At 64.5% G+C, this 18,641-nt stretch carries 12 protein-coding genes; 7 read left to right on the top strand and 5 right to left on the bottom strand.

Annotated features, from left to right (window positions below; translation table 11 throughout):
* Window positions 1-8 precede the first annotated feature (8 nt).
* The 4 genes from DAT35_RS23755 (at window position 9) to DAT35_RS23740 (ending at window position 7,655) form a co-directional block, all read left to right on the top strand.
* On the top strand, window positions 9-1,916 hold the full coding sequence (locus tag DAT35_RS23755) for a hypothetical protein (protein WP_146209849.1): 1,908 nt from the start codon (window positions 9-11) through the stop codon (window positions 1,914-1,916).
* A gap of 63 nt (window positions 1,917-1,979) precedes the next feature.
* On the top strand, window positions 1,980-5,039 hold the full coding sequence (locus DAT35_RS23750; protein ID WP_108069417.1) for a DUF6603 domain-containing protein: 3,060 nt from the start codon (window positions 1,980-1,982) through the stop codon (window positions 5,037-5,039).
* A gap of 32 nt (window positions 5,040-5,071) precedes the next feature.
* Entirely contained in the window at window positions 5,072-7,000 is a 1,929-nt protein-coding gene (locus tag DAT35_RS23745) for a hypothetical protein (RefSeq protein ID WP_233261670.1), read from the top strand.
* 187 nt (window positions 7,001-7,187) lie between these two features.
* Complete coding sequence (locus DAT35_RS23740) at window positions 7,188-7,655, top strand: nucleoside deaminase (protein WP_199242978.1); 468 nt, start codon at window positions 7,188-7,190, stop codon at window positions 7,653-7,655.
* Between the two features lie 95 nt (window positions 7,656-7,750).
* Here the strand turns inward: DAT35_RS23740 and DAT35_RS23735 are convergent, their stop codons facing one another.
* Entirely contained in the window at window positions 7,751-8,704 is a 954-nt protein-coding gene (locus DAT35_RS23735) for a transposase zinc-binding domain-containing protein (protein ID WP_146209848.1), read from the bottom strand.
* Window positions 8,705-8,943: 239 nt separating this feature from the next.
* Between DAT35_RS23735 and DAT35_RS62420 the strand changes: the two genes are divergently transcribed.
* A complete protein-coding gene (locus DAT35_RS62420; protein WP_369946016.1) occupies window positions 8,944-9,510 on the top strand; it encodes a transposase in 567 nt (188 codons plus the stop codon).
* 9 nt (window positions 9,511-9,519) lie between these two features.
* The gene (locus DAT35_RS23725) at window positions 9,520-11,661 is read left to right on the top strand and encodes a TonB-dependent receptor (protein ID WP_108069414.1); all 2,142 of its coding nucleotides are present in this window, start codon (window positions 9,520-9,522) and stop codon (window positions 11,659-11,661) included.
* A gap of 71 nt (window positions 11,662-11,732) precedes the next feature.
* Here DAT35_RS23725 and DAT35_RS23720 read toward each other — a convergent pair whose 3' ends face one another.
* The 4 genes from DAT35_RS23720 to fabG all read right to left on the bottom strand — a co-directional run bounded on the left by DAT35_RS23720 (window position 11,733) and on the right by fabG (window position 17,537).
* A complete protein-coding gene (locus tag DAT35_RS23720) occupies window positions 11,733-13,721 on the bottom strand; it encodes an ATP-binding protein (RefSeq protein WP_108069413.1) in 1,989 nt (662 codons plus the stop codon).
* Complete coding sequence (locus DAT35_RS23715; RefSeq protein WP_158501845.1) at window positions 13,718-14,242, bottom strand: YfiR family protein; 525 nt, start codon at window positions 14,240-14,242, stop codon at window positions 13,718-13,720. The genes DAT35_RS23720 and DAT35_RS23715 overlap by 4 nt, the downstream gene beginning before the upstream one ends.
* A 930-nt stretch (window positions 14,243-15,172) precedes the next feature.
* Window positions 15,173-16,507 (bottom strand): sialidase family protein, encoded by a 1,335-nt coding sequence (locus tag DAT35_RS59085; RefSeq protein WP_158501844.1) that lies wholly within the window; start codon window positions 16,505-16,507, stop codon window positions 15,173-15,175.
* A gap of 247 nt (window positions 16,508-16,754) precedes the next feature.
* On the bottom strand, window positions 16,755-17,537 hold the full coding sequence (gene fabG / locus DAT35_RS23705) for a 3-oxoacyl-ACP reductase FabG (RefSeq protein WP_199242977.1): 783 nt from the start codon (window positions 17,535-17,537) through the stop codon (window positions 16,755-16,757).
* Between the two features lie 86 nt (window positions 17,538-17,623).
* On the opposite strand from fabG, the gene DAT35_RS23700 reads away from it, so the two are divergent.
* Window positions 17,624-18,601 (top strand): hypothetical protein, encoded by a 978-nt coding sequence (locus tag DAT35_RS23700; RefSeq protein WP_146209846.1) that lies wholly within the window; start codon window positions 17,624-17,626, stop codon window positions 18,599-18,601.
* Window positions 18,602-18,641: the final 40 nt, after the last annotated feature.

Below are 18,641 nucleotides of genomic sequence, written 5' to 3'. Positions count from 1 at the left end.
GCTGACACATGGATCGCCAATTCTCCGAGCCGCGCGCCTCCAAGGAACCACGAATGACGACGCCACAGAAAAGGCCATTTGATTTCCAGGTCGTCTACCAGATACCGGGCGAGGAACCCTTGCGCGACGTCCTCCTGACAGAGGATTTGCCGCTGGAGCTTCGGGTCACCAATGCTCTTCTTCAAGAGAATGAGGCCATTCTCCTCAATACGTTGACGGAGGTCTCTCCGGAACAGTTTCACTTCCTTCTGGAATGCAGGGCGGGATTATTGGCGCCCGCGAATACGACGACCCCGGATGGCAACTGGAAGCTGCTTCGCGTGGAGGAATCTGGACACGATACCACGCAGATTTTCCTGGCGTGGACCCAGGCGACGAAGCGCTTGGAGGCGGGCGAAATGTTGACCGTTCCTCTCAAGGGGCTGTTCATGGCGCCGGAGGTGGCAAGGCCCACTTTGCCCTTGTTGCTCTCATGGCCGGAGCTCACACCCGCCACGGCGTCCTCCACGGGCCCCTTGAGCGTTGAGCCCTTCATTCCTGGCGAGGGCAGCGACTACGAGTTGGAGGCCTATCTCATTCTTCAAAAGAAGATATGGGGCGGGAAGGCACGCATCCCGTTGCGCCTGGACTCGGTTGGAACGCATCGAGTGTTGAACGTGAACAATCAGCCCAACACGCTGGTGTTCCGCATCACCAACAATTCTCCGCCCGGAAGCGGCGGGGAGAATATCACGTTCCATTACAATGCCTCCAAGCCCACGGAGAATTCGTTTCTGCAATTGAGACTGCCGGTGGGAACGGTGGCGCAGCGCCCCTATGCCCTGGGAACATCCGATCAACTGAAGGACATCACTCGAGCACTCCCGGGCTTCAAAGCGGAAACGGGGAGCCTCAGTCCGGATGGGACGATGATGATATTTCAGCTGACTCCCACGGCGTCCCTGGTGCTCAAGCCCGGAGAGCACAGGGATTTGACCGTGAGTAACCTGGTCACGGGACATCCCAGCGGCCTTTCGGAATTGGAGCTCACCTATCACCAGGTGCCGGGTTTTCGCGACGGAAAGCTCACGTGCCCAGTGGAGAAGGCTCCCCTGGTCTTCGGGCGCGACGCGAAGGGAGGCAGCGTTGGAATCGGAGACAATTCCTCTGACGCCAGGTTGGCCATTCGAGGAGGTCCACTGCGGCTGGAGGGCGCGGAGGTTCAGAGCAAGGAGTCCATGGTCTTCCGATCGGATGAAGACAAGACCGGGGATTCCAATGTGGCTCGCTTCTTCGTGAAGGATGCGTCCACTCCGCTCTTGACGCTGGACGTGAACGCGAAGGTTTCTCTGCGCACGGGCACCGCCGCTCATGGTTATCAGCACACGGAGGGGACCGTGACGGTGGGCACCTATGTGAAGAATGGCTCGGCGCCCGTGGGAGGCAGCATCGGGACGTCCTCTGCGCACCCGTTGCATTTCTTCACCGACAATTCCAGTCCCAGGATGACGCTGACCACCGAGGGCAGACTGGGAATAGGAACCCAGTCGCCAGGCGCTCCCCTGGATGTTCAGGGAAATGTCTTCATCCAGAACAATGGCAGATTGGGCATTGGCACCGAGAATCCCGGTGCGGCGCTGGATGTGCATGGGACGGTCCAGGTCAAGGATCGCAAGCCATTTGAGCTCATCCGCCTGACCTCGACGGACTCACAGACCTGGATTGTCACCACCTATTCTGCGTCGGAGTGGCATCTGGCCGTATGTGGATTTCGTGCGGAATTCGCGCCTGGAAAGCAGGGGATATATAGACTCCAGACCGAGGTGAATACGGACGGGTTCTGGACTATCGCCTCTCGAGGGGTGTCCGGATACAGGTCTTTTACCTGCTATGTGCTGTGCATCCGACGAGAGCTCAGCGTCGGGTTCAGTGATTAAGCACCCTTTCGAAGCGCGCGAAGTGAATCCCTTTGTCCGCGGTGGCTTTCCTGGTGGCGAACCATGGCCAATTTCGACATTGAACTAGACCCTAATACGCTCACGAGCATCCGGGCGCTCATCGTCGCGATGGAAGGCACCTTCCAGGTGGACTTCGTGCCGGGGTTTCTCCGGACGTTGGATCAAACCCTCCCCATCGACAGTGCCACCTTCAAGGTGAATACGGAGAAACAGCATTATGAAGTGGGCGTCCAGTTCGGCGTGAAAGTGGGCGAGGACGACGAAGGGGACGCGAAATATCTGGGAATTGGCATCAATATCGCCATCAAGCCGGACAAGCTCACGGGAGGAAAGCGCCCCGCGGAATATGGCGGCCTGGTGGAGGTCCCCCTCTCCGGCGGTGGTATTACCAGCCTTGTTTTCGAGGGACAATTCACCGCGAAAGCGGGCGATATGTGGATCCTCCAGTGCACCATGGTGGAGGAACAATCCATTCCGCTTCACGCCATATTCGGCGGAGTCGCTCCTGGCGTGGGGGCCATCATTCCGGAGGACTTCGATATTCCTCTCCAGCAGAGCCTCACGTTGGTCATCACCGGGCGTGCGGGCTCCGCCAGACGGGCTCGAATCATTCTAGGCGTGGCCTTTCATACCAACATCGACATGGGGCAACTGCCGCTGGTGGGAATCAACTTCAAGTCGGACCAGACGAGCGCCGGCCTCACGCTCGCCTTCATGGCCGCGACCTACCCATTCACCCACAAGGAAATCAAAGCGCTGGATTCCGTGACCGAGGAGCTGGCCACGCCCTTCCGCTTTCGATCCTCCAGCTCCCTCAAGCAGGACCTGGAGCGCGGTGCGTACCTGGTGGGATACGTCAATATCGGCGAGTTGAAGCGAAGCTGGTACACGCCTATTCGGAGGCGACGGGGTGGGGTGCGGAGTATTGGCTCCTCGGAGATTCAACAAGTGCCGCGCGCGGGCGTGGACGACTCGCCCATTACGCTGGGGGACAATGGCGCGTGGATCTCCGTGGAGCGCTCCGTGGGTTCGGTCCACCTGAACAAGCTGGGCCTTATATACAAGGACGGCGCGGCCCATCTCGCCCCGGACCTTGTCGTCTCACTGGGCGAGCTGCGCTTGAGCTTGATTGGGGCCGCCATTCGTCTGCCCATTCCCAAGGGAGACCTGGGCTTCAATGTCGAGGGTTTCGGGCTTGAGTACGAGAATGATTCGCTGCACGTCCGGGGTGCATTCTTGCGCGCCCAGCGCGGTGAATATGAAGAATACGTGGGCCTTGCGTCCCTTCAATTGAGCCCCGGGAAGAAAGGGAAGGGCGTGGGGCTTTCCGCCATTGGCGCATATGCGCATGCGTCCGGGGATCAGCCCTCTCTGTTTCTTTATGCCGCGCTCAATGCGCCGCTCGGAGGTCCGCCATTCTTCTTCGTCATGGGGCTCGCGGGGGGATTTGGATATAACCGGAGCCTGCGTGCGCCGGCGTTGGAGGATGTCTCGAGCTTTCCTCTGGTGGGCCAGGCCGTGCAAGGGACGGGGGATTGGAGCTCTGACGAATCAAGCTCCGTCATCCAGGATCAATTGCGACAGCTCGCGCATTACATCCCGATTCAGCGGGACTCGGGCTTCCTGGCCCTGGGCGTCAAATTCACCACTTGTAAGCTCGTGGATGGTTTCGCCCTGGCGACGTTTGCCTTTGGGAGGACGTTCGAGCTGGGGCTGCTCGGGTTGGCTCGCTTCCAGGTCCCGCCCAAGGTTTCGCGCGCGGTGGTGGTGGTGGAAATAGCGCTGCAAGCGCGCTTCGCGCCCGCGGAGGGATTGGCGCTCATTCAAGGGCAGCTCACCTCGTCCTCGTACATTCTGGATCCATCCTGCGCGCTGACGGGTGGCTTCGCTTTCGCCACCTGGTTCGCGGGTCCGCATGCGGGCGATTTCGTATTTACCTTGGGCGGGTATCATCCCCGATTCTCTGCTCCGCAGCATTATCCCAGAGTGCCTCGCCTGGGATTTGATTGGCGTGTAGGAAGCGTGCTGTCGCTCCGGGGTGAATCCTATTTTGCCCTGTGTGGACACGCGGTCATGGCGGGCGGCTCACTGGAGGCCAAGTTCGAGTCGGGGGCTGCCTGGGCTTCCTTTCGAATGGGCGCAGATTTCCTCATCTGCTGGAAGCCGTATTGCTACGACATTCAAATTTATCTGCACTTCAAGTTCGGGCTGGGCAGTCTCAGCGCGAGCCTGGGCGCGAGCCTGCGCATCTGGGGCCCTGAATTCGGTGGCTACGCGAAGCTCAAGGTCTTCCTATTCTCCGTCAAGGTGAAGTTTGGCAATCAGGATTCCTTCGCGCCCAAGCCCATTTCGTGGGAAGACTTCAGGGATTCCTTCCTGCCCGCGGGTGACGAGGTGTGCAGCATCGCGGTCGCTGGGGGCCTGATGAAGGAAGTTCGCCCCGAGAACGGAGAAACGATCTGGGTGGTCAACCCCATTCAATGTGTGCTGACCACGGATTCGCTTATTCCCAATAAAGAGGTCCACACTCCTCACATGGATGCGCCGCTCCAGGGGAACCCATTTGGCGTGGCGCCCGTGGCGGTGGAACCCGACGATGTGAAAAGCACTCAAACGATTACCCTCACGCACAACGGCCAGCCCGTGAAGGAGGGAATGTTCCGATTCACGCCCATTTTGCGGAGCATGCCCGCCGCCATGTGGGCCAAGCCCCGGGTGGAGGGATCCGGAAATTCCCAGCGATTGAAATTCCCGGACGTGAATAACAAAGCCTTGGTGACGGATCTCCTGGTGGGGGCGCGAATCGAGCCCGCGCAACCGCCCAAGGGAGGGAATACGGATACCCTTCCGGTGTCCGCGCTGCGATTCGATCCGGATATCTCCAAGAGCGTTTATGACTTTCCACCGCTGCCGGAGTTCCGCGCGATACCCGGGGATGACGAGGCCCGACGCGACGCCATCGAGCAGACCCTGTTCTCCCATTCCGCGCGTGACGCGCTGCTCGAGGAACTGGGATTTGATTCCGCCCAGGACGTCGCGCTGAACGCGAATCTGGTGGAGACGTTTGTCATTGCCCCGCAGGTGAAGAACATCGCCGCTTGAATCAGGACCCCTCACCGAAACGGGAGAATCCCTTGGCCATTCGAATGATTCCCAGCCCGGACTCCAAGATTGAATTCCTGGAGTTTCATCAACCCTATCTGGAAGTGGGGAAGTACGAACTCCGGGTCGATCAGAAGGTCCAGAGCTCCAAGTTCCAGGAGCAGACCTTCGCTCAGAAGCTCACCTTCGTGGTGACGGGCGAGCGTTTCGGGCCATTGCCTCCCAATGACATCGTGTCGGTCTTCCCGCCCGAACAGAGCGTGGGCGACCATTCCAATGCGCTCCCGCATATCGTCCTGCATCGGAGCACCTTGCCGTGGGAGCGCTGGCCAGGGCAGACGGACGAAAACCGCTCCTGGATGGCGCTGGTGCTCTTTCGCGAGTCGGATTTCGATGACGCGGAACGGCCCAGGGTCCAGACCCTCACGCTGGAGCAATTGAAGAACACAGCTCCCGCCACGGCCCGTTTCCCGTCCTTCGAGCTGGAATTTGGGCAGCAATCCTCGGACGAGGTCACCGTCATTGACGTGCAAAAGAAAGTGCTGGAGCGGGTATTGCCCACGGCCGAGGAGCTGTCATTGACGGCGCATGTGCATCAGCGGAAGGCCGCGGACGGCACGTTGGAAGGCGATATTGATGCCACGGTGTTTTGTAACCGATTGCCAGAGCCGGGCGGAAACAGCACGGTGTATCTTGTCTCGCTGGAGAAGCGATTCAAGAGCGGCGCCTTTGATTATCAAGGAGCGGGGCCGGACGAGTGGATCCGCCTGGTGAGCCTGAAGAGCTGGTCCTTTTTTAGCGTGGATCCGCGGCGGAGCTTCTTTGGTCTCATGACCCAGTTGAATCGAAGCCCGGGCGAGCCTCGGCTCCCCGCTGAAGACACGACACACCGTCTCGCGGCGCCCTATCTGGAGCAGGGTTATGTCCCCGTGCCCCACCGGATGCGGCGCGGCAGCAAGACCGTGTCCTTTTATCGAGGGCCCTTATTACCGGGAGAAAATCGAGACTCGGTGTCATTGTCCGTGAAGTGCTCGGACGAATTGCTCCGTTATGATCCGGCGACGGGGATGCTGGATGTGTCCTACGCCTGTGCCTGGGAGTTGGGGCGGATGTTGACCTTGGCCAATAGCGGCGTGGCGCTGGAACTCTTTCAATGGAAGAAGCGCTCGGCGCAGCAAGAGCAGGGCCTGAGTCAAGGACGGGCTCGACGTTTGCCATTGCGACACTCGCGGCCGGACATGACGGGGATGCCGGAGAGGGTGGAGGCGTGGTTCAGGGGGCTCTCCCTGCTGGTGGGAGTGCCTTTCAATTACCTCATTCCGGACGAGCGCCTGCTCCCCGCGGAAGGGGTTCGCTTCTTCCGTCTGGATTCAGCTTGGGTGGATTGTCTCCTGGACGGCGCCTTCAGCATTGGAAGCGTGACGGACGCGGATTGGGAGAGGGATCGAAGTGTGCGGGCGCGGACTTCCCTGCGACAGGGCCCTCGGGAGGTGAGCGGATTCTTGCTGCGCTCCAGCGTGGTGCCCGGCTATCCCAAACTATTGGTGGAGGCTTACGCGGAGCGCGTGGAGGACCCGGCGGCCATTCCCAGTGACGGACATTCCCTGCCGGCGCTGCGGATAGAGACGCTTTCGGAAGATGTCTTGATGGGCCTATTCGATGGCGCGCTCCAGACCGTGGATTTTTTCCAGGAGCCGGAGAGCCTGGGCTTCGGCGTGGATCCCCCCGAGGATGACTCGTTGATCTTCACCAAGAATTTGCGCACTCGCTCCGGGGACAGCACGGACATCATCATTTCGCCGCTGCCCTGGCGAGATCAGGCGAGAGGCGTGCTCGACCTGAAGGCGCTGGCTGACGAAATGAGCTCCAAGCTGAAATGGACCCCCTTCACCGCCGCGCAATTCGCACTGCAAATGATTGAAGGAGGCCCGAGGATTCGCTTCGTCGCTGGCCCACGATGATTCGTGCGCACGGAGCGGTGCGTCAGGACCTCCACCCCGCATGCCTTGCGTAATGTTTACCACTGAATAGATGCCATGTGCCGTTAGAGGTTTGCAGGTTGACACATGACCTCCTGGAATTGACTTCGTCAAATCGATGAAGCCCTGATGTGATTGCCAGGAGACCCGTCGCCGCAGGAGGTCGCTGATGGAGCTGTCCACGGAAGAGTTCATGCGCGAGGCCATCGCCCTGGCCCGCGCCAACGTCGAGGCGGGTGGCCGTCCGTTCGGAGCCGTGCTCGTGCGAGATGGCCGGGTGCTCGCGCGCGCGGTCAACGAGGTCAATCAGACGAAGGATCCCACCGCCCATGCCGAGCTTCTGGCCATTCGCAATGCGAGCCAGAGCCTGGGGAGCGCCAGCCTGAGCGGCTGTGTCATCTACGCCAGCGGCCATCCCTGTCCGATGTGTCTGGCCGCGATGCACCTGTGCGGTATCCAGGGCGCCTTCTTCGCCTACTCCAACGAGGAGGGCGAAGCCTTCGGTCTCTCCACGGCGCCCATCTACGCGCAGCTGGCGCGCGGGCCTCAAGGTCAGTCCCTCCCCTTGAGGCCTCTGCGCCCGGCAGGCGAGCAGGGTCTGTACGACGAATGGAAGCGCCATCAGCCTGAACGGTGAGGTAGAGCCGTTCAGGAGTCAGGGGCTCGAACCGCTGGCCTGCGCTACCTGGCGGCTCCCTGCTGACAGTCAAGCGCCTGACTGATGCCAGGGCCCTAGGGTATGGGCCAGGCGGGCGCAGCCATTCCAAAACCCATCTCCAGGAAGAGGGGCATTATGCATAGCGCACCCAGCCCCTGCCTGTCGTTGGCATGGTTGGCATGGAGGTGCGTATTGGCATGCAGGGAGAAGCCTTCCAGGAAGGCGCACCGGGGCTGCTTTCGGGGAGGGAGCCGCACGTCCACCTCCGTCCAGCGCAGCCGCTGCTGCAGGGAGTGCGCCTGGTACGCCTGCCGCGCGTCCTCGGGCCCTTGCGCGGGCAGGGCCCCTCTTTTCTCCAGCAGGCGCAGCACCCGGTGACGCACCACCCTCAGCAACCGCTCCACCTCGCCTTGCGTGGGCGGTGGCAACGCCTCGAAGCGCACGCCTCCCTCCCCCGGCACGCAGACGCCGTCCGGTACCAGCGAGTGGAAGTGCGGCGTCACCTGCAAGGCCGAGCCGAACAACTGGATGAACGACACGGCCCCGGCCTGCCCATGACGGATGCCCTGCCTCCGCGCTCGCCGACGCTGTTGGGCGAACACCGCGCGCAGGAAGGCGGTGAGGACGTCCGAGAGCAGTCTTACGTCCTTGCGCAGCACCCACCGCACCCGATGCGGAAAGGACAGCGTCCACTGACGGTAGGGCACGCGCGGCAGCACCTGCTCCACCAGGTGCACCGCCGTCACCTGCGCCCGCTTCGCGTTACAGGAGGGGCACACCCCTCGCCCCTTGCACGAGAAGGCGACGAGCAGTTCGTCCTTGCAACTCTCGCAGCGCACCTGCGCGAAGCCGTGTGCCAGAACTCCGCATTCCAGGTACCTGGCGAAGTCCCGCTCCACGTACCGGGGCAGGCCGCGTCCCAACTCGCCTGCCTCCGCCAGCAGCGTGGCCAGGTTCTCCCTCACCGCCTCGTACAGCACCGTCCCCTCCGGCTGCCTCCGCCGGTACTCCCACCCGCGCTCCTCCACCTGCCCCTCCCCAGCCACACCTCGCCAGGGCTCACGCTACGGAGGGGCTCCCACGGGCTTCCGTGGAGCCCCTGGCTGCTCGGGTGGTTCGAGGCGCGACCAGGACAGCGCGTCAGGAGGGGCGAACCCGGTACCAAACGGGTACCCAATCCAGCGAACGCGCCTGAACGTCACTGAACGCCACCGGACAGAATAACGCCCTGCTTCTACGCATAGGGCGAATAGAAGGGCTGTGGAGGGTGAGGGCTGGTGCAGAGGGGCCGAGGAGGGCCGAGGGGCTGCTCTCGGGCGTCCTCACCCTTTTCCTGCGAGCGGTGTTTGCCCCGCAACGTCGCAGGGCACGGCGGCAGGGCGTGCGCGGTGGACAGACCGGGGCCGTCTCTTTTCTCCAATTTTTCGGCTCGGCCTTGCAAGTAACCCCTCACTACCATGCGCTGGTGCCGGAAGGCGTCTGCGTGCCGGGGGAGGGCTGCGTGCGCTTCGAGGCGTTGCCACCGCCCACGCAAGGTGAGGTGGAGCGGCTGCTGAGGGTGGTGCGTCACCGGGTGGGAGCGCGGCCTGGGCAGGCGTGTACCCCAAGGGGGCTGCGCGGCCTGTCCACCGGCCGGGAGCATCGCTCGGGCGGCCCCGTCAGCGCGCCTCGACGTCCCTGCGGTGCCGCCCCATGCGCGGCGAGGCTTCCCGAGAGCGTCCATCGTGGCTACGTTCGGGAGGTTACGCTACGGAAGGGAGCGCGGCGACCGCGATGTCGGAGGCACGGACCGACGCTTCTGCGTTGCACCCGCAGTGCCTCGCTCGAGACATGAGAGCTCCGCATGGTTCGCCTCGCCATCACGGTTGCAGTCGCGACCCTCGTCCTCGTGCCACGGAGTTGGGCCCAGGAATCCGTCGACCTGCAACAGATGACCCTCGAGGAGCTGATGGAGGTCCCGATCCAGACGGTCACGCGCCGCGAGGAGAGCCTGGCCCGCATTCCGGGCTCCGTTACCGTCATTTCGCGGGAACAAATCGACACCTGGGCGGCCGCCTCCCACTACAACCTGAGCGATCTGCTCGGCAAGCTGGTCCCGGGGCTCTCCCCGGGGAGTCAGAACAGCAGCACGGCGGCCCAGACCCTCCGCGGTCGCTTCATGCTGGTCATCATCGACCGCGTCCCGCAGTCCTCGTTGCGGAACATCCAGCACGATCTGGTCGGCATCGACCTCGCGGCCATCGAGCGGATCGAAGTGGTGCGAGGGACCTCCGCCATGTTTGGCGAAGGGGCTTCCGGAGGCATCGTCAACATCATCACCCGCGCTTCCACGGAAAAGCGCGAGCTCGGCACCTCGGTCGCAGGCGAACTCAGTCTGACCCACCCGTCCGGGAGCCTCGGAGGAAGGCTCGTCCAGTCGGCGCGCGGCACCCGGGGCCGCGCGGACTGCGCGGTGATCGGCGTCCTGCAGCGGACCGGCCATTTCTTCGACGCGCACGGGGACCAGATTCCCCCCGACCCGCAGGGACAGGGCGGCATCTCCGACCTCGATGTCCTCGATCTCTTCGTGAAGCTGGGCTTCCGCCCCACCGACGAGCAGCGCTGGGAGGGCACCCTCAACCATTTCTCGGGGGACCAGGACACGGACTTCACCACCGACCCCTCGGTCAACAACGTGCCGCAGCGGGTGAAGTCGCGGGCTCTCGAGGGCCTCGTGCTCGCGGAGCCCTCCGGCACGCACAACACGCTCCTGTCGCTGGTGTACGAGCACACGCATCTCTGGGGAGGAACGCTGCGGGCGCAGGCCTATTACCGCCAGCACGGGACGCTCTTCTTTCCCCGGGACCTGGGCACGCAGCCGAACGTGGGCCGGCAGATCATTCGCACGCAGCACGAGACCTGGAAGGCTGGCAGTCGGCTGGACATCGAGAGGCCGCTGCCCGCCCGGCTGCACCTGCACTGGGGCGCCGATGCGTCCGCCGAGCGCACCCGGCAGCCGGCGCCATTGTTCGCTCCGGAATTCTTCGACGCGAGCGGCGGCCTCGTCTTCCAGGAAATAGGCGAGCGAACGCTGGTGCCCCGGTTGTTCGTTGCCAATCTGGCGGGGTTCAGCCAGCTCGACTGGAACGCAGCCCCCTGGCTCTCCCTGCGCGGCGGGGCACGCTTCGAAGGGACCCGGGTCGGCGTGGACGATTTCACCTCCATCAACGGCGTCGACGTGAAGGGGGGCACCCTCTCCTTCACCCGTCTCCTGTTCAATGCGGGGCTGGTCGTGACCCCGACCGAGGCGCTGAGCCTGTTTGCCTCTTTCGCCCAGGGCTATTCGCTCCCGGACATCGGCCTCATCGTGCGCGAAGCTCCCGCCGGCAGCTCGGTGGCGACCCTCAACACCTCGCCCCAGTCCGTCAACATGTACGAAGCGGGGGTGCGGGGGGCATTCGGGCGGGTCAACGGCACCCTCTCCCTCTTTTACAATTCGTCGGGCCGGGGAGTGACCCAGCTCGCGGCCTTGCAGCCCGTGATCCGGGCGGCCGAAAGGATTTATGGCCTGGAAGCGACGGCGGAGGCCCGTCCAGTGGAGTCCCTCCGGCTGGGGACATCGGTCGCCTGGCTCGAGGGCAAGCGCAAGGAGGACGGTGGCGAGACGTTTCTCAACGGATTTCGGATCCCCCCTCTGAAATGGACCTCCTTCGCTGAATACGAGCCGCTGCCCGGATGGCGAAACTCCCTCCTCGTCATCTACTCCGGGTCCCGAAACAGGTTTCCCCCGGGCAGCACGGCCCTCGGAACCCTTCCGGTGACTGCATTCACGACCGTCGACCTGGTGAGCAGCGTCAAGGTGGGCTCCGGCACCCTGCGCGTCTCGGTGTCGAACCTGCTCAACAGCTTCTCCTTCCCGCTGCATTCGCAGCTTCTCGATGCGAACGCAACCAACTCCGCGGCGCGCGGAACCGTCGTGAATGCCGCGTATTCCATCGTGTACTGAAGAGATGGCGCGCACGCCGCAGGACCCCCTGCGCATCCTCGTGGGAGTGGACCTGGCGTTCTGAGCAACACTCAGAGAGACGGGGCCTGCTCTCGCGGACCCCGTGGGAGTTCGACCGTGAAGGTCGCCCCCGCTGCCGGCTGGCTCGACACGCGGATGGTGCCGCCGTGGGCTGCGATGATCTGGCGGGTGATGTAGAGGCCAAGCCCCAAGCCGCCGTAGTGTCTCACCGACACGGCTCTCTCGAAGCGGGCAAAGATCCGCTCCTTGTCCTCCTCCGTGATGCCGATTCCGTGGTCATGAACGATGAGCCGGGCAGCCCCGTTGAACGCCTCCACGGTGACATCGATTGGCTTGCCGGCTCCATACTTGAGGGCGTTCGACAACAGGTTCGTCACCACCTGTTCGAGGCGCGAGCTGTCCCACCAACCGATCAGGGGGTGTTCCGCCGCCAGCCGGACGGTGCAGCCAGCCTTGAGCAGCTCGTCACTGAACTGTTCGACCACCTTTCGCACGACCTCGACAAGGTCGACCTCCTCTGGCTCCAGCACGAGCTTTCCCGCGTCGATGCGCGCCACATCGAGGAGGCTGCCGACGAGGTTGGCGAGCCGCTTTCCCTGTTGCTCGACCGCATGGATGAGCGCGGGGAACCGGTTCGCGTCCCCGCCGCCTCCAGGGACTGGCGGGGCGAGCCGCCGGAGGCGCTGGGTGGTGAGATGAAGCGCTGTCAGAGGGGTCCTCAGCTCGTGGGCAGCGACGGACAGGAACTCCTCCCGGATGCGGATGCCCTCCTGGGCCTCACGGTAGAGCCGCGCGTTCTCCAGGGCAATCGCGCAGCGGCGGGCCAGCTCCAGCGCCATGTTGACGTCCTCAGGACCGTAACGCCGCGTCGGGTGTGCGCAGGCCAACGTCAAGGCCCCGAAGATCTTGCCGTGAGAGACGAGCGGCACGGCGATGACGGACCTCGTCCCCAGCCGCTGGATCAACCGCAGGTGCTCCGCGCCAAGGACATGGGCCTGCGCGACGGCATCGGTCAGCTCGGGCAGCAGCAGCGGCTCCCCGCTGCGCAGCACCTGGGCCGCCGGCAGGGGCGAGTCCCAGGTGGGCTTGAAGCTCTCGTACAGCTCGCGGAGGACTCCCTCCTTCTCCGGATCCGCGTGGGCGGCGGCCACCCGGTGGATTCGCCGCTCTTCATCCACGAGGTCAACGACGCAGAAGTCCGCGAAGGACTGCACCAGGATCCGCGCCACCCGCGAGAGCGTGAGCGGGTAGTCCAGCGACTCGGCGAGCGCCCCACTCACCGAGGCCAGGAGGTGTTGGATTTTCGCCGCCTCGCGGGCCTCGTGCTGACGCTTCTCGATCTCGCTCAGCATGGCATTGAAGGCCTCTGACAGCGTACCGATCTCGTCTCCTCTCGAGGCGGTGGCGCGGACGGAGTAGTCCTCTCGCTTGGTGATCCTTCGCGCGAGCTCAGCGAGGCTGAGGAGCGGCCGGGTGATCGTCAGCTCGAGCGCGAAGGCGAAGGCCACCACGAAGGCCATGAGGCCGAGCGCGGCCAGGAGCACGCTCCAGCGGTAGGCCTTGATGCGGTCCTGCAAGGAGCTCGTCGAGACTCGAAGCTGGATGGTCCCGTAGCGCACATCGTTGTAGACAACAGGCTGGTAGATGTCGATGTGGTCTGCGGTATCCTCGACGTTGGGCTCCAGGGGAGGCGCGATCTGGCCAGGGATGGTGTCACCTGGCGCGAGGCTGGGCTTGCGGTAGCTGGAGAACAGCTGGCCCTGGCTATCGTAGAGGGCCGCGAAGACGACCTGGTCCAGCGTGGTGAGCGCGCGGAGTGTCTCCTCGGACTCCTCTTTACTGTCGAAGGCGAGCTCGGCGGCGCTGTACTGCCCAGCGACGTAGGCCAGCAGAGAGTTGGTGGTGACAAGCTCCCGCCGGAGTGCGCGAACCTCCTGGAGTGTGATCCAGGCAAGCCCGGTGGACATCGGCATCAGCACGCCGACGAAAAGGATGGCCAGCAACTTCCCGCGGATGGAGAGCGCGCGGCGGACCGTCATGGCTCGCTTTCCGTCGTGACGATCCGGCCCAGCTTCAAGAGCTTCGAGCTGAACTTCAGGCCTGCTTCCCTCGCGGCGCTCATGTTGATCTCGAAGCGGACGAAGCCGCGCTCCACGAAGAAGTTGATCATCACCCCCGCGGAGGCAAATCCGCTCGTGTCTCCGACCGTGAGGATGGGCTTGCCAACGACGTGGGACAGGATCTCTTCCAGGCGCTTCTGCTCGCTCTGGGCAATGAACAGGAGATGGCACCCCTCCGGACTCGAGGGGAAGGCCATGCGCCGGACGACGATGGGCCTTCCCTTCGCCTTGCGCTCCGCTGCCATCCGCTCCAGGTAGTCTCCAAAAGAGGCCTCTCCCACGATGCAGAAGACAAAGGGAGCGTCGGGAGCGGGGAAGGACACCTCGGGCCAGTCGATGAAGCGGGTGAACCGCTCCATGAACTCGGCCTTGACCTGGTACTCGAGCTCGCTGGCGGGCGCACGTGACGGAGCGCCCACGGCGAGGAGCGTGGCCAGCAAGCCCCCTAAGCTCGGGATCCTTTTCGGCGCCCACCGAGACCCATGTATACGCCTTAGGATGGTCGTGCTCAGCATGTCCTCCCGTGGGATTCAACGCCGCGAGCAGGACGGCTGGATGCAGCGCCCCGCCGCCGCCAGCATGAGGTTCCCCTCCGTGGGGGTCAAGGAACGCAGCAGAGCGGGGCAGTCATCCGTTCTCCCCACCACGGCGGGCTACAGCCGCTCCTCCAGCCAGTCATGCGTTATGCGTTTCTGCAGCGTGTGTCCGCCTTGGAACCATCGGTCGCGTCCGTGGCGGATTGCAACGCATAGGGCGAATAGAAGGGCTGTGGAGGGTGAGGGCTGGTGCAGAGGGGCCGAGGAGGGCCGCTGAGGGGTGGCGCCGAGCAGTGCGCGAGGCCGGTGGACAGGCCGTGCAGCTCGCTTTGGGCACACGCCTGCTCGGGCTGCGCTCCCCGTGTAGAGCGACAGCAAAATTGACCCCCTCGCGACACTAAAACTGACCCCCATCCTGGGGCCTCCACACCAGGGAGGTAACCTCGATGGGAGAGACGGCAGCAGTTGTGGCACCCCGCGCGGCGGAGGTGCCGATGGTCGAGCAGGAAGTGGTGCGGCGGATACGGGTGCTGGCGGAGGCGGGCTGGGGCCACAAGCGGATTGCTCGCGAAGTGTGTTACCGCGCACGCTTGTTGATGGAGATTTGGACCGGCTGGTTGATGGGCATCAGCGAGGGCACACGGGCGCGCGTCACGCTCGTTGATGGAGCCCTCCCCGGCCACTCCCCGCCAGGGCACACGCTACCGCCAGGCTCCCACGAAACTCCGCCAAGCCCGCTCTGGGAGTGCCAAGCGGCAGGTTCGATTCCCGCCGCCTCTACTCATCAACGGCCCCAGGCTTTCCGGAAGCTGGGGCCTTCTGCCAACCGGTCCCTCAGTCCGCCTCGCCTCGCCGGTAGAAGATGTCGAACTGGCCCGGCGTGTCGTCCTGCCAGACGAAGTGGACCCGTTTGCCGTCCTGGCAGGTGGCGAGCTGGGGCGACTCGGAACTCCCCGGGTTGTCGCTCAGGTTGACGGTGGGCGCGAATGAATCGCCCTCGTCGTCGCTGGCCCGGTAGAGGACTTCCGTGGCGAACGGGAACGGGCTCGAGCCGGTCGCGTCCTGCCACACGACGCGGACGAAATCGTCCTGGGCGGAGATTCGCGGAGAGAACGAGGCCCCCGGGTTGTTGCTCAGGTTGAGCCCCGGCTCGAACGAGCGGCCCCGGTCATCACTCTTGCGGAAGAAGATGTCGAAGTCCCCCGGGGTCGAGTCCATCCAGGTGACGTACACGTGGTCGTGCTCCACGGCGATCTCCGGTTCGACCGAGGGGCCGGGATTCTCGCTCACGTTGACGGGGGGCTCGAAGGTGGCGCCCTCGTTCCTACTGTGCAGGAAGAGGATCTCGCACTGGATGGAGGGGGCCTCGCACTCGGACCAGGTGAGGTAGACGTCATCATTCCGGACGGCGAGCCGTGGATGGGTCGATTGCGAGCGTATCAAGGAGAGTCTCTGGATGGGCTCGAAGGTGTCCCCCTTGTCGGTGCTGCGCCGGAAGCGGACCGCGGGGAGGTCATCCGAGAACCCGTCATCCCAGACGAGGTAGACATTGTGGCCCCGGGCCTCGAGGTCCACTGAGCCGATCTCGTTGTCCTCGTTGAGGTCCAGCTGCGGCCCGAAGTTCTTCCCCTGGTCGTGGCTGGCGCGGAACAAGAGGTCCCCGGCCTCGTCGCCCGTGCCCCTGAACCAGGCGACGTAGACGTGGTTGCCGCTGGCCGCGAGCAAGGGGAACGCCTCGTTGCCTGGCTCACTCAGCTCCCGCACGGGGCCGAAGCTGGAGCCGTGGTCGAGGCTCGCTCGTAAGCGCATCCCGCCATCGTCCGCGTCATCGCCCCAAGCCACGTACACCCGGTTCTCGAGGGCCAGCAGGTTCACGCTGCGTGGATCTCCACCGCTCGGACTCAGCACCCGTGTCCCGCTGAAGCTCTTCCCTCCGTCGTGGCTGGCGCGGAAGAGGACCCTGGCGGCTGTGCGCTCGAGCCGCTCCAGCCAGACCACGTAGACGTGGTTCCCCGATACCGCCACTCGGGGCTCACTCGAATCGGTGGGGGTGTTGCTGAGGTTCTTGCGCGAGCCGAGCTCGTCTATGGCCCTGTGGGAGTTTCTCTCGGAGGCCCCCGCCCCACTCGCCGCGAGCGGACTCGCCGCCACCAGCAGGCTCGCAAGCATGCACACCCCTATCCGCTGAAATCGTATATGTCGTTGCATCTGTCCCCCCCTCGGTACTGACTGACGGACAAACTCCGCCATGCGGACGGGGAGAACAACGTTCCCCCGGGTGAGGTGCGAGCGCCGGTTGGAGGACGGTGCAAGCGTTCCGATGGGCCCGTCCCAACCGTCCCTGGCAGGCGATGCCTCATCCTCCTGCCACAGCAACTGCTTGCGCGGGAGCTGCGCCGCGCGGCCCTGGACGCCCCTACATCTGCTTCAGCGCGTCTGGCGATTCAGGGAGGACCTGACCGCCATCCACGATGAGCGTCTGGCCGGTGATGTAGCCGGCCTCGCGGCTGGCGAAGAACAGGGCGGCATGGCCGATATCCTCGACCTCGCCCAACGTGCCGAGCGGCACCGCCGCCGCCATTCCCTTCATGTATTCCGGGCCCAGCTTCTCGAGGCCCTCGGTCACGATGTTGCCGGGCAGCACCGCGTTGACCGTGATGCGGTATTTCGCGAGCTCCATGCATGCGGTCCGCATGAAGCCCAGTTGCCCGGCCTTGGTGGCGCCGTAATGGGTCCAGCCGGGAAAGCCGGTCGCCGGGCCCGTGATCGAGGAGGTGATGACGATGCGCCCCTGCTCGGATTTCTTCAGATAGGGGATGCAGGCCTTCACCGAGAGGAAGGTGCCCTTGAGGTTGGTCGCCATCACCTCGTCCCAGGTTTCCGGCGACATGTCCTCCATCTTCACCTGCGGAAAGATGCCCGCATTGGCGCACAGCACGTCGATTCCGCCATGACGCTCGGCCGCTGCCTGGGCCATCTTCTCCATGTCCTCCAACCGGGTCACGTCGGCGGAAAAGCCGCTGGCCGTGCCACCGGCCGCGACGAATTCCCGCGCCGTCGTCTCGGCCGCCTGGAGATCGCGCGCGACCACCAGCACCTTGGCGCCGTGCCGCACGAAGACCCGGGCGATCCCCTTGCCGATGCCCTTGCTGGCGCCTGTGACGATGACCGATTTTCCCTTGAGCGATTCCGCCAACATGATGCGCTTCCTCCGGTTCCTGTATTCCAGGTTCTCGTGTTCCGGGTGAGGGTACTTCAAGCATCTCCGGGGCATACTCTCCCTCCATGGTTTCGTTTCCGGCTGACCCCGCTTCGTGGCTGTCCACCCTGGTGTTGTTGCTGCCCCTGGCGCTCGCCGCGCGGGGAAGATCGCGGCCTGGAGGCAGGAAGCCGCCCCCTCCAGCCCCGAAGCAGCGCTCCTCCTGGCGTTTCCCGCTGCTCGTGGCGGGCGTGGTACTGGCCGCGGTGCTGGTCACGCTCGGCGTGCTGGCCGTTCGACGCACTCGGAGCCAGCCCCCGCAGCCGCCCTCAGAGGGGGTACAGGGCCGCTCCATCCTGGAGACTCCAGGGGCGTCGGAGGATCAGGTACGGGCTTCGGTGGAGCAGCTCTGCCCGCGCTTCGCCGCCATCAGTTGGGGCAAGGCCGAGCATCTCTCCCGGCTGGCGACGCAGCTCATCAGCCTGGATTGCATGAGCCGGATGTGCGAGCCGCCAGCCAGCGTCGACGCGGGCGACTCCTCGAGTCGCAGGCTCTCGCCCATGTGCGAGGAGCTCTTCTCGGTGATCAGGGGAGAGCCGGGGATGGCGTCGGTGACCCGCTCCTACCGTCTGGCATGTCCCGAGGTCGCGGTGCCATGGGCCGAGCGCCCCTGGCGCCCCAGCACCGAGCTGGGCTTCTACGCCGCCGTCCGGCCCTGCCTGGAGCGCATCTGCGAGCAGATGGTGTCGTCCCAGGGGATTCCCCCCTTGTACTGCACCCTCGCCGCGGACATCGCCGATGGGCTCGGGGACACGGGGGCCGCGGCCCGGCTGCGGCAGCGGGCCCTGTCCCTCCAGGCGCTCAACGAGACCCAATGGCAGGAGCTCTCGCCCGAGCAGCGCAAGGAGGCGGAGATGAACCAGGACATGAAGGTCCTCGCCAGGCGCTGGGGCGAGGCCTGTGCCCAGGGGATGGGCAAGTACTGTGAGTCCCTGGCCAAGTACTGCCGCAGCGAGGGCTCTCCGCCGGACGTGTGCCCTGCTGGGGCCGACGCAGGGCGGTGAGCCTCCCCGGTGGCGCGGTGGGGCTCGGGCAGGAGTTCAT

Origin of the sequence: Vitiosangium sp. GDMCC 1.1324, from assembly GCF_003044305.1 — a bacterium.
Lineage (GTDB): Bacteria > Myxococcota > Myxococcia > Myxococcales > Myxococcaceae > Archangium.
The sequence above is the reverse complement of the archived record's forward strand: the minus strand, read 5'-3'. Positions and strand labels throughout refer to the sequence as shown.

Excerpts from the sequence above, each read along its gene's own strand:
- DAT35_RS23700 (WP_146209846.1), top strand. The coding sequence starts at position 17,624 with ATGGTTTCGTTTCCGGCTGACCCCGCTTCGTGGCTGTCCACCCTGGTG.
- DAT35_RS23755 (WP_146209849.1), top strand. The coding sequence starts at position 9 with ATGGATCGCCAATTCTCCGAGCCGCGCGCCTCCAAGGAACCACGAATG.
- DAT35_RS59085 (WP_158501844.1), bottom strand. The coding sequence starts at position 16,507 with ATGCTTGCGAGCCTGCTGGTGGCGGCGAGTCCGCTCGCGGCGAGTGGG.
- DAT35_RS23750 (WP_108069417.1), top strand. The coding sequence starts at position 1,980 with ATGGCCAATTTCGACATTGAACTAGACCCTAATACGCTCACGAGCATC.
- DAT35_RS23720 (WP_108069413.1), bottom strand. The coding sequence starts at position 13,721 with ATGACGGTCCGCCGCGCGCTCTCCATCCGCGGGAAGTTGCTGGCCATC.
- DAT35_RS23725 (WP_108069414.1), top strand. The coding sequence starts at position 9,520 with ATGGTTCGCCTCGCCATCACGGTTGCAGTCGCGACCCTCGTCCTCGTG.
- fabG (WP_199242977.1), bottom strand. The coding sequence starts at position 17,537 with ATGTTGGCGGAATCGCTCAAGGGAAAATCGGTCATCGTCACAGGCGCC.
- DAT35_RS23740 (WP_199242978.1), top strand. The coding sequence starts at position 7,188 with ATGGAGCTGTCCACGGAAGAGTTCATGCGCGAGGCCATCGCCCTGGCC.